At 68.1% G+C, this 14,981-nt stretch carries 12 protein-coding genes; 6 read left to right on the forward strand and 6 right to left on the reverse strand.

The window, feature by feature from the left end:
- Window positions 1-73: 73 nt before the first annotated feature.
- The 4 genes from ACODRX_RS02170 to ACODRX_RS02185 all read left to right on the forward strand — a co-directional run bounded on the left by ACODRX_RS02170 (window position 74) and on the right by ACODRX_RS02185 (window position 5,812).
- Window positions 74-1,093 carry a TRAP transporter substrate-binding protein gene (locus tag ACODRX_RS02170; protein ID WP_488869393.1) on the forward strand — a complete coding sequence of 340 codons (1,020 nt, stop codon included), beginning with the start codon at window positions 74-76 and terminating at the stop codon, window positions 1,091-1,093.
- A gap of 11 nt (window positions 1,094-1,104) precedes the next feature.
- Complete coding sequence (locus tag ACODRX_RS02175; protein ID WP_488869394.1) at window positions 1,105-2,985, forward strand: TRAP transporter large permease; 1,881 nt, start codon at window positions 1,105-1,107, stop codon at window positions 2,983-2,985.
- Between the two features lie 55 nt (window positions 2,986-3,040).
- Window positions 3,041-4,777 carry a thiamine pyrophosphate-binding protein gene (locus ACODRX_RS02180; protein ID WP_488869395.1) on the forward strand — a complete coding sequence of 579 codons (1,737 nt, stop codon included), beginning with the start codon at window positions 3,041-3,043 and terminating at the stop codon, window positions 4,775-4,777.
- A gap of 63 nt (window positions 4,778-4,840) precedes the next feature.
- A complete protein-coding gene (locus ACODRX_RS02185; RefSeq protein WP_488869396.1) occupies window positions 4,841-5,812 on the forward strand; it encodes an AEC family transporter in 972 nt (323 codons plus the stop codon).
- Between the two features lie 3 nt (window positions 5,813-5,815).
- Here the strand turns inward: ACODRX_RS02185 and ACODRX_RS02190 are convergent, their stop codons facing one another.
- Genes ACODRX_RS02190 through ACODRX_RS02200 form a run of 3 tightly spaced genes read right to left on the reverse strand, consistent with a single transcriptional unit; the run spans window position 5,816 to window position 8,807 of the window.
- The gene (locus ACODRX_RS02190; RefSeq protein WP_488869397.1) at window positions 5,816-6,859 is read right to left on the reverse strand and encodes a phosphotransferase family protein; all 1,044 of its coding nucleotides are present in this window, start codon (window positions 6,857-6,859) and stop codon (window positions 5,816-5,818) included.
- Window positions 6,856-7,626, reverse strand: a complete 771-nt coding sequence (locus tag ACODRX_RS02195) for an SDR family NAD(P)-dependent oxidoreductase (RefSeq protein ID WP_488869398.1) — start codon at window positions 7,624-7,626, stop codon at window positions 6,856-6,858. Before ACODRX_RS02195 ends, ACODRX_RS02190 begins: the two co-directional genes overlap by 4 nt.
- The gene (locus tag ACODRX_RS02200; RefSeq protein ID WP_488869399.1) at window positions 7,623-8,807 is read right to left on the reverse strand and encodes an acyl-CoA dehydrogenase family protein; all 1,185 of its coding nucleotides are present in this window, start codon (window positions 8,805-8,807) and stop codon (window positions 7,623-7,625) included. Before ACODRX_RS02200 ends, ACODRX_RS02195 begins: the two co-directional genes overlap by 4 nt.
- 120 nt (window positions 8,808-8,927) lie before the next feature.
- Between ACODRX_RS02200 and ACODRX_RS02205 the strand changes: the two genes are divergently transcribed.
- Window positions 8,928-9,596 carry a GntR family transcriptional regulator gene (locus ACODRX_RS02205; RefSeq protein ID WP_488869400.1) on the forward strand — a complete coding sequence of 223 codons (669 nt, stop codon included), beginning with the start codon at window positions 8,928-8,930 and terminating at the stop codon, window positions 9,594-9,596.
- 16 nt (window positions 9,597-9,612) lie between these two features.
- On the opposite strand, the gene ACODRX_RS02210 is transcribed toward ACODRX_RS02205, so the two are convergent.
- Genes ACODRX_RS02210 through ACODRX_RS02220 form a run of 3 tightly spaced genes read right to left on the reverse strand, consistent with a single transcriptional unit; the run spans window position 9,613 to window position 14,002 of the window.
- Window positions 9,613-12,009, reverse strand: coding sequence for a molybdopterin-dependent oxidoreductase (locus tag ACODRX_RS02210; RefSeq protein ID WP_488869401.1), 2,397 nt, complete (start codon window positions 12,007-12,009; stop codon window positions 9,613-9,615).
- The gene (locus ACODRX_RS02215) at window positions 12,006-12,980 is read right to left on the reverse strand and encodes a Bug family tripartite tricarboxylate transporter substrate binding protein (protein WP_488869402.1); all 975 of its coding nucleotides are present in this window, start codon (window positions 12,978-12,980) and stop codon (window positions 12,006-12,008) included. Before ACODRX_RS02215 ends, ACODRX_RS02210 begins: the two co-directional genes overlap by 4 nt.
- 11 nt (window positions 12,981-12,991) lie before the next feature.
- The gene (locus ACODRX_RS02220; protein ID WP_488869403.1) at window positions 12,992-14,002 is read right to left on the reverse strand and encodes a porin; all 1,011 of its coding nucleotides are present in this window, start codon (window positions 14,000-14,002) and stop codon (window positions 12,992-12,994) included.
- 176 nt (window positions 14,003-14,178) lie between these two features.
- Here ACODRX_RS02220 and ACODRX_RS02225 point away from each other — a divergent pair, with 176 nt between their 5' ends.
- Window positions 14,179-14,970 (forward strand): AraC family transcriptional regulator, encoded by a 792-nt coding sequence (locus ACODRX_RS02225; protein WP_488869404.1) that lies wholly within the window; start codon window positions 14,179-14,181, stop codon window positions 14,968-14,970.
- Window positions 14,971-14,981: the final 11 nt, after the last annotated feature.

Consider the following 14,981-nt stretch of genomic DNA (forward strand, 5'->3'; position numbering starts at 1 on the left):
AACTCTGAATTCAGAATACCATTCGCCGGAAATCGAAGCCAACCCCCTCTTCCACACACTTCAGGAGACAACGATGCAACTGACCCGCAGACACTTTCTGGCAACCAGCGCGGCGGCCGGCTCGGCCGTGCTGCCCGGCCTGGCCCTGGCCCAGGCAGGCAAGCCGGCGCAATTCAAGCTCAAGCTGGGCAACGACCTGCCGGTGACGCATTCGGTGAATGTGCGGCTCAAAGAAGCCATTTCGGCCATCGCGGCCGAGACGCAGGGCCGCGTGGCCATCGATCTGTTCCCCAACAACCAGCTCGGCAGCGACTCGGACATGATGTCGCAGATCCGCTCCGGCGCGTTGGAGATGGCGACCTTCCCCGGCACCGTGATGTCCACGCTGATCCCGGTCACCGCCATCACCGGCGTGGGCTTTGCCTTCAGCGGCTACGACAAGGTATGGGCCGCGATGGACGGCGCCATGGGCGATCACATCCGCGCGGCCATCGCCAAGGTCGGGCTGGTGCCCTTCGCCACCGTGTGGGACAACGGCTTTCGCCAGATCACCAGCAGCAGCCGGCCGATCCGCACGCCGGAGGATCTCAAGGGCTTCAAGATCCGCGTGCCCGTGGTGCCGCTGTGGGTCTCGATGTTCAAGACACTGGGCGCCGCGCCGGTGAGCCTGCCGCTGTCGGAGGCCTACCAGGCCCTGCAGACCAAGGTGGCCGACGGCCAGGAGAACCCGCTGGCGCTGATCGAGAGCGCCAAGTTCTACGAAGTCCAGAAATTCTGCTCGCTCACCAACCACGCATGGGATGGCTTCTGGTTCGTCGCCGGCGGCAAGCTGTGGAAGAGCGTGCCGCCCGATCTGCAGCAGATCATCGCCAGGCACATCAACGCGGCTGCGAAAAAGCAGCGCGAGGACATCGCGCGGGCCAACACCGAGCTGCAAAAGCAGCTCGAAGGCAAGGGACTGGTCTTCAACACCGTGGACAACGCCGCGTTCCAGAAGGTGCTGGGAGCTGCCGGCTTCTACGCCCAGGCCAAGGAGAAATTCGGCCCCGAGGCCTGGGCGCTGCTGCAGCGGTACGCCGGCCAGATCGCCTGAGGTGCGCAGCCATGAGCGCCGCTATGACTTCGACGCCCGCCATGCCGGCCGCCACCGCGGCCCCGGCCTGGGCCGCGTCGCTTGACCGCCGCCTCGGCTCGGCCGTGGAGATCGCCGCCGCCTTGCTCATCGTGGCCGAGATCGGCGTGCTGTTCGCCGGCGTGGTCGCCCGCTATTGGCTGCACACCCCGCTGGTGTGGAGCGACGAGGTGGCCTCGCTGCTGTTCCTGTGGCTGGCCAGCCTGGGCGCGGTGGTGGCATTCCGGCGTGGCGAGCACATGCGCATGACGGCCCTGGTGGCGCGCGCCTCGCCACGCACCCGCGCCTTTCTCGACACGGTGGCCATTGCCGCGGCGCTGGCATTCCTGCTGCTGAACCTGTGGCCCGCCTACGAGCATGCGCTGGAGGAAGCCGCCGTCACCACGCCGGCGCTGGATATCTCCGCCGCCTGGCGCGTGGCCGCGCTGCCGGTGGGCCTGGGGTTGATGGCGCTGATGTCGGCGCTGCGCCTGGCGAAGACCGCCACCTGGGGCCAGGCCGGCGCCGCCCTGGCCTTCGTGGCCGCGGCCTGCGGCATATTCGTGGCCGCGCAGCCACTCTTCCAGAACCTGGGCAATCTGAACCTGCTGATCTTCTTTGTCGGGGTCACCGCCGCCACCGTCTTGATGGGCGTGCCGATCGCGGTGAGCTTCGGGCTGGCCACCTTCGGCTTTCTGGCGCTCACCACCCAGGTGCCGGTGGGCGTCATCGTCGGCCGCATGGACGAGGGCATGTCGCACATCGCGCTGCTGGCGGTGCCGTTGTTCGTCTTTCTCGGCCTGCTGATCGAGATGACCGGCATGGCGCGCACCATGGTCGCCTTCCTGGCGGCGCTGCTGGGCCATGTGCGCGGCGGCCTCCAGTACGTGATGCTCGGCGCGATGTACCTGGTCTCGGGCATCAGCGGCTCCAAGGTGGCCGACATGGCCGCAGTGGCACCCGTGCTGTTTCCCGAGATGGAAAAGCGCGGCGCCCGCCGGGGCGACCTGGTCGCGCTGCTGGCAGCCAGCGGCGCACAGACCGAGACCATTCCCCCGAGCCTGGTGCTGATCACCATAGGTTCCGTCACCGGCGTGTCGATCGCCGCGCTGTTCGCCAGCGGCATGCTTCCCGGCCTGGTGATGGGCGTGGCCCTGTGCGCGGTGATCGGCTGGCGCTACCGCCATGAAGACCTGTCGCAGGTGCGGCGCGCCAGCATGGGCACGGTGGGCCGTGCGCTGCTGGCGGCCCTGCCCGCCATCGCGCTGCCCTTCGTCATTCGCGCCGCGGTGGTCGAGGGCGTGGCCACGGCCACCGAAGTCTCCACGCTGGGCATCGCCTATGCCTTGGTCGTCGGCCTGTGCAGCCGCAGCGCGGTGGACTGGTCGCGCCTGCGGCCGATCCTGATCGAGACCGCCGCATTGTCGGGAGCCATTCTCTTCATCATCGGCACGGCGACCGGCATGGCCTGGTCGCTGACCCAGTCGGGCTTCTCGCACGGCCTGGCGCAGGCCATGGGCTCGCTGCCCGGCGGCGCCGCCACCTTCCTGGCGGTGTCCGTGCTGGCCTTCGTGGTGCTCGGCAGCGTGCTGGAGGGCATCCCGGCCGTGGTGCTGTTCGGGCCGCTGCTGTTTCCCATTGCCCGGCAGGTCGGCGTGCACGAGGTGCACTACGCGATGGTGGTGGTGCTGTCGATGGGCGTGGGCTTGTTCGCGCCCCCCTTCGGCGTGGGCTACTACGCCGCCTGCGCCATCGGCCGCGTCGATCCCAAGGACGGCATGAAGCCCATCCTCGGCTATGTGCTGGCGCTGCTGGCCGGCCTGGCGCTGGTGACGGCCGTGCCGGCGATTTCCACCGTGTTCCTGCCGTCGTGAAGCGCGCCCCGCGCCTGGCGGCCGCGCAACCCTTGAATTGAAGAAAGAAGTCTCCATGACCCCCACCCCCTCCATCTCCGAACACAGCGCCGCGGCGCTGGTGGCGCGCTTTCTGAAGGCGCGCGGCGTGGACCGCGTGTTCGCGCTGTGCGGCGGCCACATCATGCCGATCTGGATGCGGCTGGATGCCGAGGGCATCCGCATCATCGACGTGCGCGACGAGCGCGCCGCCGTCTACATGGCGCATGCCCATGCCGAGCTGACCGGCGGCCTGGGCGTGGCCCTGGTCACCGCCGGCCCGGGCGTGACCAACGCCATGACCGGGCTTGCCAACGCCCACGTGGCGCGGGCGCCGGTGCTGCTGCTGTCGGGCACGCCGCCACGCGCGCAGGAGAACCGCGGCGCGCTGCAGGACATGGCGCACACCGACTTCGTGCGCCCGCTCACCCGCTATGCGCGCACCGTGCGCGAGCCCGATCTCGTGCTGCAGGAGCTGGACGCGGCGGCGGCATGCGCGCTCGGCGAGGCCGGCGAGCCCGGCCCGGCCTACCTGGATTTTCCGGTCGACACGCTGCGCGCCGAAGTCTCGCGCGCAGTCCAGCTGCCCGAGCTGCTGGCGCCCAAGGTGCGGCACCAGCTGCTGCCCGATGCCGCCTCGGTTCGCGCAGCGGCGGAGCTTTTATGGAGCGCCCGGCGCCCGCTGGTGATCTCCGGGCGCGGCGCCAGGGGGGCGGGCGAGCCGCTGCGCCGCCTGCTTGACGCCACCGGCGCGCTGTACCTGGACACCGGCGAAAGCCGCGGCCTGGTGCCCGAGGAACATCCATCGGTGGTCTCCGCGATGCGCGGCTCGGTGATGGCCGAGGCGGATCTGGTCGTCACCATCGGCCGCCGGCTCGACTTCCAGCTCGCCTACGGTTCGCCCGCGGTGTTCGGCGCGGCGCGCTTTCTGCGCATTGCCGACTGCGCGAGCGAATTGCGCGACAACCGCCGCGGCGCAACCGAGCTGCTGGCCACGCCGGCCGCGGCGCTGCAGGCCATGCTCGAATGTGCGAATGGACGCGCCCCCGCCATCGACCGCGAGTGGGCCCAGCATGCCCGCGCGCGGCACCAGGCCCGTGCCGACAAGCTCGCCGCATCGATGCGCCAGGCGCCCCCCGGCAGCGACGGGCTGATGCACCCCAACCGCGTCCTCGCCGCGTTGCGCGACGCGCTGCCGGCCGATGCGGTGGTGGTGGCCGACGGCGGCGACTTCCTCAGCTTCGCCCGCGTCGGCCTGCCGGCGGCCAGCTACCTGGACCCGGGCCCGCTCGGCTGCATCGGCATTGGCACGCCCTTCGGCGTAGCGGCGGCGCTGGCCTGCCCCGGCCGCACCGTGGTGGTGGCCACCGGCGACGGCGCCTTTGGCTTCAACGCGATGGAGATCGACACCGCGGCGCGCCACCGCGCACCGGTGCTGATCGTGGTGGCCAACAACGGCAGCTGGGCCATCGAGGTGCGCGACCAGCAGGAAACGCACGGCAAGGTGGTGGGCACGCGGCTGCAGTTCGCCGACCATGCGGCGATGGCACGCGCCTTCGGCCTGCATGCCGAGCGCGTGCAGCAGGCCGACGAACTGCCCGCCGCCATCGCGCGCGCCCTGGCCGCGCTGCGCGCCGGCCGGCCGGCGCTGCTGGACGTGCTGGTCACGCCCGAGGCCGCCTCTTCCGATGCCAAGTCCGGCCTGGCCTGGGTGCCCGATCTGCAGGCCCTGGGCGCCTGGGACGATGCCGAACGCGCCTGGCGGCAGCGCTGAGGCCATGCCGGGGGGCATGGCTGCCCCTCGGAACATACCAACCGCAATGCCGGCCTGCCGCCCATGCTCCACATTCTCGACGCCAGCTTTCCGTTCTTCGCACTCGTGCTCATCGGCTGGGCCTGCGCCCGCGGCGGCTGGCTGCCGCTGGAGTCGATCCCGGCGCTGAACCTGTTCGTGCTGTACCTTGCGCTGCCCTGCATGCTGCTGCGCTTTGCCGCATCCACGCCCATCGGCAAGCTGTTCGACCCCCTGGTTTTCGGCATCTGGCTGGCCTGCGCCCTGGTGATGGTGGGGTTGGCGGTGGCAAGCGCCCGGTGCCGGTCGACGGACTGGAACAATGCGGCCTTCGGTGCGCTGGTGGCGGCCTTTGCCAACTCGGGCTTCATGGGCGTGCCGCTGCTGGCGGAGCTGCTGGGCCCCGGCGCCGCGGCGCCGGCCATCGTCACCCTGGCCATCGACATGGTGATCACCTCGTCGCTGTGCATTGCGCTGTCGCGCCTGGGCGAAACCGGCGCGCATGGCATGCGCCCTGCCGTGGCCAAGGCGCTCAGGGGCATGCTGGTGAATCCGCTTCCCTGGGCCATTGGCGCGGGCTGCCTACTCTCGGCCAGCGGCTGGATGCCACCCCGGATGGCGATGAAACCGATAGCCATGCTGGCCGATGCCGCGTCGCCCGCGGCCATGTTCACGCTGGGCGCGGTGCTGGCACGCTCGCAGCGAGCGGCCGGCCACAACCAGGCGGCGGCCGGCATGCGCCGCAGCGACGTGCCGCTGCTGGCCGCCCTCAAGCTCGTCGTGCATCCGCTGGTGGTCTTTGCGGCCGGCCGTGCCGCAATCGCCATGGGCAGGCCCCTGGAGCCACTCACCGCCACCGTGCTGGTGCTGGTGGCCGCGCTGCCCAGCGCCAGCAACGTGCCCATGCTGGCCGAGCGCTTCGGCGCCGATGCCGCCCGCATTGCCCGGGTGGTCATGGCCACCACGGTGCTTGCCTTCGCAAGCTTCATGGGGGCGGCGCGCCTGCTGGGATACTGAGGTTCAGCCCGCGGGCCGGTAGCGCTGCGCGGCCTGCCAGCCCAGCTCGGCCAGCGGGCCGGCCTTGCGGCCGGTCTCCACCGCATCGGCGGCGGCGGCATTGCCGTCGGCGGCGCGCTGCGCGATGCCATGCAGGATCGCGGCCATGCGAAACAGGTTGTAGGCGATGTAGAACTCCCAGTGCTGCGTGGCGTTGCGCCCGGTCGCCTGCGCATACCAGGCGACATACTCGCTTTCCTGCGGGATGCCCAGCCGGGCCAGGTCCAGCCCACCGATGCCGCGCCACAGATCGTGCGGTATGCGCCAGCCCATGCACTGGTAGGCCAGGTCGGCCAGCGGATCGCCCAGCGTGGACAGCTCCCAGTCGAGCACGCCGGTCACACGCGCCTCGCTCGGGTGGAAGATCAGGTTGTCGAGCCGGTAGTCGCCGTGCACCAGCGTGGTTTCGTCGCCCGCCGGCAAGTGCTCGGGCAGCCAGTCCATGAGCTTGTGCATGGCCTCGTTCACCGGCAGGCTGGATTCGCGGCACTGCCGCGTCCAGCGCGCGATCTGGCGGCCGACGTAGTTGCCGTGCTTGCCATAGTCGCCCAGGCCAGCCGCGCCGTAGTCGACGGCGTGCAGCGCGGCGATCACGCGATTCATCTCGCGGTAGATGGCCTCGCGCTCGGCGCCGCCCATGCCGGGCAGCGCCTGGTCCATGAACACCCGGCCCTGCAGGAATTCCATGACATAGAACGGCGTGCCGAGCAGGCTGTCGTCCTCGCAGTAGGCCAGCATGCGCGGCACGGGAACGCCGCTGCCGGCAAGCGCCTTCATCACGCGGTATTCGCGGTCGATTGCATGCGCCGAGGCCAGCAGCGCGCCCGCCGGCTTCTTGCGCAGCACATAGTCGCGGCCCGCGCCCGCCTGGACACGGAAGGTGGGGTTGGACTGGCCGCCGGCCAGCACGCTCAGCTGCAGTGGCTCGCGGCCCGCAAGGCCCTGCGCACGCAGGTAGCCGGCCAGGGCATCGAGCTGCGGGCCATGGGTTGGATTCGGGTGGTTCATAGGCCGCTCACCAGGTGGGCGCCGTCCACCGCCACGGTGGCGCCGGACATGGCGGCCCCCGCGTCGGAGGCCAGCAACAGCAGGGGGCCGTCGAGATCCGTCAACTCGCCGAAGCGGCGGCTGGGGATGCGCATGCGCAGCTTGTCGCCCAGCTCGCTGGTGAGGAAGTCGCGGTTCAACTCGGTGATCACATACCCCGGCAGCAAGGCGTTCACGCGGATGCCGTAACGGGCCAGTTCGAGCGCCATGGCCTTGGTGGCCTGGATCACGCCCGCCTTGGAGATCGCATACGGCGCGACGCCGCCGCCCACGCGCTCGCCCAGGATCGACGCGACATTGACGATGGCGCCGCCCTGGTTCGCCGCCACCATGCGGCGTGCGCCCTCGGTGGCGACCAGCCAGCTGCCCTTGAGGTTGGTGTCGAGCACCCGGTCGAAGTCTGCTTCGGTTTGATCGAGCAGCGCACGCGTGACGGTGACGCCGGCGTTGTTGACCACCACGTCCGGCACCGCCCAGGCGCAGACGGCATCAAAGCAGCCCTTCACGCTCTGCGCGCTGCCCACATCGAGCGAGAATGCCCGCGCGTCGCCGCCGGCCCGGGTGATTTCCTCCACCGCCGCCTGCAGCTTGTCCGCGCGCCGCGCCGCCAAGGCCACCTGCGCCCCGGCGCCGGCCAACAGCTTGGCGAAATGCATGCCCAGGCCGCTGGATGCGCCGGTCACCAGCACCAGCTTGCCTTTGAGGCTGAATCTGTCGATTGCCTTCATGCCTCGGCTCCCGCGGCCCTGTCGGCCATGTGGACCAGCTTGCGCGCCATGCTCCAGCGGTGCACCTCGCTCGGGCCGTCGTAGATGCGAAAGGCCCGCATGTCCATGAAGATGCGCATCACCGGCGTCTCCGCGGTCACGCCCTGCCCGCCCAGCATCTGCACGCAGCGGTCCACCACGCGCCATTGCGCTTCGGAGCAGACCACCTTGGCGCGGCTGGATTCATAGTTGCCCTTCTCGCCCTGGTCGAGCAGCCAGGCCGTATGCCAGATATGCAGGCGCGCAGTCTGCAGGTCCATGTCGTTGTCGGCCAGCATGAAGCCCACGCCCTCGTGCTCGGCCAGCGGCTTGCCGAATGCCTGGCGCTTGCGCACATAGTCGAGCGCGGTATCGTGGGCCCGCCGGGCCTGCCCCAGCCAGCGCATGCAATGGGTGAGCCGCGCCGGCGCGAGCCGCACCTGGGCATAGCGAAAGCCCTTGCCCACCTCGCCCAGAACATCGCAGGCCGGCACGCGCAGGTCGTTGAAGCGCAGCACGCCGTGGCCGCCGGTAAAGCATGCGTCCATCGCGTCCATGCTGCGTTCGAGCACGATTTCCGGGCGCCCCATGTCGCTGAGGAACATGGTGGCCGAGCCGTCTTCCATGCGCGCCATGATGATCGCGTAGTCCGCTCCCTCGGCGCCGGTGATGAACCACTTGACTCCGTTGATGACATAGTCGTCGCCGTCGCGCACCGCGGTGGTGGCCAGCATCGAAGGGTCTGCGCCAGCGCCGGGCGCGGGCTCGGTCATCGCAAAGCATGAGCGCAGGCGGCCTTCGACCTGCGGGCGCAGCCAGCGCTCTTTCTGCGCCGGCGTGGCCACCTCCTCCATCAAATGGATGTTGCCCTCGTCCGGCGCATGGATGTTCAGCGCCGTGGGGCCAAGCCGGGAATAGCCGGCTTCCTCGAAGACGACCGCCTTGGCAATATGGCTCAGGCCCAGCCCGCCCATCTCCACGGACGCATGCGGCGTGAGCAGCCCCGCGGCCTTGGCACGGCCCACCAATTCACGGCGCAACGCATCGCTTGGGCCGTGGTGCGACTGGCGCGCGTCGTTTTCCAGCGGGATCACCTGCTCGGCAATGAATTGCCGCGTCTGCCTGCGCAGCTCCTGCAGCTCGGGGGTCAGCGAGAAGTCCATGGGGTTCCTTCGTCCATAGCAGCGAAGCAATCAAAAATAGATTGCTCTACGATATTGTCCAACAATATTGTAGGGCACTGTTTGCTAAAATGGCAAGCCTAGTCGAACCGATTTCGCTCCATGCCGCAAGCCCAACCTGAACCATCCGATCAGAGCAGCGCGTCCAGCGCCGTCTCCCATGGCATCTTGAACGGCCTGGCCGAACAGAAGTTCGTGCCCGGCCAAAGGCTGGTGGAGCTCGACCTGGCGGAGCAATATGGCGTCAGCCGCAATTCGGTGCGCGAGGCGCTGCAGCAGCTGGCGGCCCAGGGAGTCGTGGACCTACTGCGCAACAAGGGCGCGGCCATCCGCTCGCTCGGCCCGCAGGAGACGCTGGATGTCCTGGACGTGGCGGAACGCATGACGGGCCTGCTCGCCAAGAGCGCGGCGCAAGGCATATCGGCCGGCCGGCCGCGCGAGCCGGTCGAGCAGGCCCTGGCCGAACTCGCCCAGGCGGATGCCAGCCATGACGCCAATGCCTTTGCCCGCGCGCGGCGCGGGCTGTACCGCGCCCTGCTCGCCACCAGCGGCAGCCACGAGCTGCGGCGCTTGTTCTCGTCGATACAGATGCCCATCATCTACGCCCAGCACCGCCCCGCGACCCTGCAGCGCATGCGCATGCGCGACTACCAGGCCATCGGCGAAGCCGTGCTGCGCGGCGATGCCGGCGCGGCGGACCAGGCCGGCATGCAGCATGTGCAGAATGTGCGTGCCGCGATCGTTCAGCAGCTTGAGCAGGCTGGGGCCTGAAGCTCGCCTGGCCTCGTCACGGAAATAGCACGGAAACGATCTCCGGGTGGCATTCGGCGCGCTGCAGCCTTGCCCTGGGCGGCAGCTCGAAGGCGGAGACTGGCGGTGGATCGCGCTCCAGCCGCACTTGCACCAGCGCCGTCTGCGCCACCGACGATTGCGTCAGGCTCGACGAACCCTTGTCCATGGTCACCACGTTGGGGTTGCCATGTTTCTCCAAAGGCTGGGCCTCGCCGGCGCCCGCCGGCGCGGGATCGAACCAGGCACCGGTAGCGATCTGCACCACGCCAGCACGCAGCTCGGCACTGAGCACCGCAGCCGCCAGAAAAGCCCCGCGCTCGTTGAACACGCGCACGACATCGCCATCGCCGATACCGCGCCGCGCCGCATCCTCGCGGTTCATGGTCAATGGTTCGCGGCCGGCGATCTTGGACTGGCGGCTCAAGGGCGACGGATCGAGCTGGCTGTGCAGCCGGGTTCGCGGCTGGTTGGACAGCAGGTGCAGTGGAAAGCGCTCGGCCTGCGCTGCGCCCAGCCACTCCGCCGGCTCTATCCAGCATGGGTGCCCAGGACAGTCTGCGTAGCCATAGCCCGCCACCTCGGCGGAGAATATCTCGATCTTGCCGGAAGGGGTGCTCAGCCGGTGCTGCTGCGGGTCGGCACGAAAATCGGCCAGCAGCAACTCGGGACTGCGCAAGTGGGGAAACTCGTAGTGGCCCCTGGCCCAGAACTCATCGAATTCCGGCGGTGCATAGCCTTGCGCACGCGCGCGGCTCAAGGCGCCGGCGTACATGTGCCGCAGCCAGGCCATCTCATCGCGCCCCTCGGTATAGGCCGCGCCAAAGCCCAGCTCGGCCGAGAGCTGCGCGAAGATGTCGAAATCATTGCGCGCGCCGCCCACCGGCGCAATCACCTGCTTCATGGCAACGTAGTGCCGCTGCAGCTCGGTGGCCAGAATGTCGTTGCGCTCCATGGTGGTGGTGGCCGGCAGCACGATGTCCGCCTGCTTGGCCGCCGGCGTCCACCACGGCTCGTGCACCACCACCAAGTCAGGCTGGCGCCAAGCCTGCGCAAAACGGTTGAGGTTGGCATTGTGGTGGAAGGGGTTGCCGCCCACCGAGTAGATCATGCGCACATGCGGAAAGCGCAGCAGCTGGCCGTCATACTCGAACTGATCCCCGGGGTGCAGCAGCATGTCTGCCACGCGCCCAACCGGCACAAAGGTCTTGACGGGGTTGGCGCCCAAGGGCAAGGTGGGCCGGGGAATGCCCTGCGGCCTGGGCACGGTGATGCCGCTGACCGCTCCAAAGCCAAGGCTGAAGCCACCGCCAGGCAAGCCGATCTGGCCCAGCATGGCCGCCAGGGTGACGGTCATCCACACCGGTTGCTCGCCGTGATCGGCACGCTGTATCGACCAGCTGGTGGTCACCAAGGTGCGGCCCCGGCTCATGCGCAGCGCCAGCTGCTCGATGCGCTCGGCATCGATTCCGGTGATCGCGGCAGCCCAGCCGGCACTCTTGGCAATACCATCCTCGCGCCCCAGCAGATAGCGCTCGAATCGCTCGTAGCCTTGGCAATAGCGCTCAAGAAAGCCGCGATCATGCCGGCCATGGATCACGAGGGTGTGGGCCAGGCCCAGCATGAGCGCGGTGTCAGTATTGGGCCGTATGGGCAGCCACTCGGCGCCCAGCTGCGCGCTCAGGTCCGCGCGCGATGGGCTGATGTTGACGAAGTCCACGCGCGCGGCGGCGGCACGCTCCAGCCACCGTGCGTTCTCGTGCAATACCGCACCGCCGGCATCCAGTTGCATGTTCTTGGAGTGCGCCCCGCCGAACATCACCACCAGATCGGCATGCTCCACCACCGCCTCCCAAGGCACGACCATGCCGGTGATATCGCTCTTGCCCAGCACATAGGGCATCACGCCCAGGGCCGCACCAAAGCTGTGGTTGCCGCGCTTGTCCACGTACCCGCCATACAGGCCCAGAAAGCGCTTGAGCACACTCGGCGAATGGTGCAGCCGACCGGCGCTGGCCCAGCCGTAGGAGCCGCCGTACAGCGCCTCGTTGCCGAACTCCGACTTGATCCGCTGCAGCCCATCGACGACCAGCGCCAACGCCTGCTCCCAGGAGACCGGCACGAAGCTGTCGCGGCCCCGCGTCTCGCCACTGCCCTCGCGCCGGCGCAGGTAGCCGGCGCGCACATAGGGCTGGTCTATGCGCAATGGGCTGCGCACCAGGTCTGGCAAACCATGCATCAAGGGCGGGGGCGCCGGATCCTGCGCGAAGGGATGCACGCCCAGGATGGCGCCGGCCGCATCCACTTCAACGTCGTACACACTCCAATGCGAGGCCGTCTGGATTCTTTTTGAAGCACTCATTGCTGCTACCAGGTTCGTGTTGACAACGCTCATTGCGCCTGGATGCCGAATTCCTTGATCACCAGCCCGAAGCGCCGGTGGTCGCTGAACACGGTGCGGCCCAAGCGCATGCCATCGTCCAGCTCGGGCTCGACGCCCAGGGCCGCCAGCTTGGCGCGCACATCGGCCAGCTGGATGACTTGCGCCATGGCGCGATTGAGCCTGCTCGTCACCTCGGCGGGCAAGCCGCGTGGCCCGAACAAGCCCCACCAGGCCGTCACATAGACGTCCTTGTATCCCAGCTCCACCAGCGAAGGTGTCTGCGGCATCAACGGCGATCGCCCCTGCCCCGTCACCGCGAGCGGCACCAGCTTGCCCCCTTGCATATAGGGGGCGGCGTTGCCCGGCGTTGCGTAAGCGGTGGCAATATGCCCGCCCAGCAAATCAGCCAATGCCAGTGAGGTTCCCTTGTACGGTATGTGCTGCAGCTTGATGCCCGCGGACTTGTTGAACATCTCGGCCACGATATGCATGGGCGAGCCCGCGCCAGGGCTGCCATAGCTGATGCTGCGGCCACTCTTGGCCTGCGCCACCAGGCTCTGCACATCCTTGATGCCGGACTGCTTGCTGGCCACCAGCAACAGCGGCGAGCTGCCCACCTGCAAGATGGGACTGAAATCCTGGTTCACATCCATGGGCACCCCGCCCTTGAGCACCAGCGGTGCAATGGCGAAGGTATTGGGCGCGAACAGCAGCGTATAGCCATCGGCCAGCGCCTTGGCGACCAAGCCCGCGCCCAGCGTGCCACTGGCACCGGGCCGGTTGTCCACCACCACCGGCTGGCCCAGCAGCACGGAGAGCTTTTCGCCAAACACGCGGGCCATCACGTCGGTGTCGCCGCCAGGCGGATAACCCACCACCAGCGTGACGGGCCGAGCCGGCCAACTCTGGGCGGCTGCCCCCCGCCAGGCGCAGGCAGCCAACAGCGCGCCCATGGCCGCGCGTCGATCAATGCTATTCATCATGGCAGCCCTTATCAAAAGAAGTGGCGCATGCCGACTTCATAGCCTTGAGACAAGCCACCAGGCGCGGTGCCCGGCGGCGCCACGCCGATCACGCCAATGGAGCGCTGGGAGCTGGGCGAATTGCTGAGCCGGGCATAGGTGGCATACAGCTGGGTGCGCTTGGAGAGGTTGTGGCCATAGCCGAGCCCGAGCTTGCGCCAATCCGCATCGCTGCCCGAGGTGCTGTACCGGCCAAGCGAGGCGCGGATCTCTCCGGCTCCCAGCAACAGCTTCACGCCCAGATTCAGCCCCCGGATCTCCACGCCGCCACGCTTCTCGCTGGCCCACAGCAGCATGGGATGGGCAGCGCCAAAACTGTGGCTAAGGCCTAGATTGCGGATGCGCAGATCCTGCTGCTGCGGCACGCCGTCGATCTCGCCGGCCGCCACCGACAGGTGCGTGCCGCCTTGGCGCCAGCCCAGGCGCAGCCCGCTATAGCGGCCCGCCGTGGCATTCGAGGCCTGGCGCTCATTCAACACATGCTGCGCATGGGCATAAAAGCCGCCGAGCGCGGCCGGCGTGAAATAGCTGATCGCGTTGCTGATCTGGATGGGCGCACCATTCATCATGACCGCGTTGTTGCCGGCCACGCCATTGGCCAAAAAGGGATCGAAGACCAGGGTATTGAGAAACGAGGCCGAATCGTCACGGCCCAGCCGCAACTCTCCCCAGCGCCCCGAAAGACTGACCGTCGCGCGGCGGTTGAACCCACCGACGGCCGTGCCCACATCGGGGGCATAGCCGGCCTCCAGCCAGAAACCGGCCACCAGGCCACCGCCCAAGTCCTCCTGGCCGCGAAAGCCAAAACGGTTGATGTTCGCGCCCCCATTGGAGAGGCCTGTGCGCGATGAGCCCTCCCCCGTAACCCGGGTGACGCCCATATCGATCGTGCCAAAGAGCGTGACGGAGGACTGGGCTTGCGCGCCCGGCGGCATGCAAGCCAGGCCGGCAACGCCGAGGGCAAAAGGGGTGAAACGCTTCATGAAAGTCTCCTTGTAATACTGGCTACAGGCCTGCCTGGTGAATCCCCGCTGCGTGGGCACACACCGCGCAGGGCATAATTCATCGACGCCTTGGCGGCCTTCGAGAACTTTAGGCGGCAGTGGTCTGCCCCGCCATCGGCCACAGGACAGAAATCGATTCTTGGCGGACATCCACGATGCACAGAAATGCCCTCCCGCTTTCCATCCCCCTGGACTCCTTCCCCCTGAAATCGATCGTGCGCGAGGGCCATCTGGCGAATACGCCACCACACACCCACACCTGTGCGCAACTGATCTATCCGCAGCAAGGAGCCGCGCTACTAGAAACCCTTGAAGGCCTGGTGCGGCTGGGATCGGACCGGGCAGCCTGGATACCCGCTGCAGCGCCACATTCCGTTTATATGGACAAGCGTTTCCGCTATCACAGCCTGTACATCGACGAACGCCTGTCTGCCATCAGGGACGTCAGAGTCATCCAGGTACAACCGCTGCTCAGGGAGCTGATCATGGACGCCGCCTGCTGGGACCGGCATGGACTGAACGGAGAGCAGAAAAGCCAACGGACCTGGGTCATCATCGACGAAATCAATCGTGCGCCATTGCGTCCGGGTGGCATTCGCATTCCACAAGACCGCAGGCTTGCACTCATCTGCAGGGCGCTCGAAGAAGATCCGTCAAACGACAGAATGCTTGAAGAGTGGGCTCATGAGGCTGGCGCAAGCGCGAAGACATTGCAGCGCCTGTTCAACGCCGAAACGGGCATGTCCTTTCAGGCCTGGCGAATCCATCTACGAATGGCCAGAGCACTGGAGCTCCATGCACAAGGTTTGCGCCTGTTGGACATCGCCCTGGCGGTGGGCTACGCCAACGAGGGCTCCTACGCCCAAGCTTTCAAGAAGTACTTCGGCCATTCCCCCAGCATGCTGCGCCGTGCGGCCGCGCCAGTCAACACTGCATCGCCGCGGTGATACCCCATTTA

The organism is Comamonas sp. FG99, from assembly GCF_057808605.1.

What these genes read in the sequence shown, in the direction of transcription:
- ACODRX_RS02205 (WP_488869400.1), top strand. Translation starts at nt 8,928, where the DNA reads ATGCCGCAAGCCCAACCTGAACCATCCGATCAGAGCAGCGCGTCCAGC.
- ACODRX_RS02225 (WP_488869404.1), top strand. Translation starts at nt 14,179, where the DNA reads ATGCACAGAAATGCCCTCCCGCTTTCCATCCCCCTGGACTCCTTCCCC.
- ACODRX_RS02170 (WP_488869393.1), top strand. Translation starts at nt 74, where the DNA reads ATGCAACTGACCCGCAGACACTTTCTGGCAACCAGCGCGGCGGCCGGC.
- ACODRX_RS02195 (WP_488869398.1), bottom strand. Translation starts at nt 7,626, where the DNA reads ATGAAGGCAATCGACAGATTCAGCCTCAAAGGCAAGCTGGTGCTGGTG.
- ACODRX_RS02210 (WP_488869401.1), bottom strand. Translation starts at nt 12,009, where the DNA reads ATGAGCGTTGTCAACACGAACCTGGTAGCAGCAATGAGTGCTTCAAAA.
- ACODRX_RS02215 (WP_488869402.1), bottom strand. Translation starts at nt 12,980, where the DNA reads ATGATGAATAGCATTGATCGACGCGCGGCCATGGGCGCGCTGTTGGCT.
- ACODRX_RS02175 (WP_488869394.1), top strand. Translation starts at nt 1,105, where the DNA reads ATGAGCGCCGCTATGACTTCGACGCCCGCCATGCCGGCCGCCACCGCG.
- ACODRX_RS02220 (WP_488869403.1), bottom strand. Translation starts at nt 14,002, where the DNA reads ATGAAGCGTTTCACCCCTTTTGCCCTCGGCGTTGCCGGCCTGGCTTGC.
- ACODRX_RS02190 (WP_488869397.1), bottom strand. Translation starts at nt 6,859, where the DNA reads ATGAACCACCCGAATCCAACCCATGGCCCGCAGCTCGATGCCCTGGCC.
- ACODRX_RS02200 (WP_488869399.1), bottom strand. Translation starts at nt 8,807, where the DNA reads ATGGACTTCTCGCTGACCCCCGAGCTGCAGGAGCTGCGCAGGCAGACG.
- ACODRX_RS02180 (WP_488869395.1), top strand. Translation starts at nt 3,041, where the DNA reads ATGACCCCCACCCCCTCCATCTCCGAACACAGCGCCGCGGCGCTGGTG.
- ACODRX_RS02185 (WP_488869396.1), top strand. Translation starts at nt 4,841, where the DNA reads ATGCTCCACATTCTCGACGCCAGCTTTCCGTTCTTCGCACTCGTGCTC.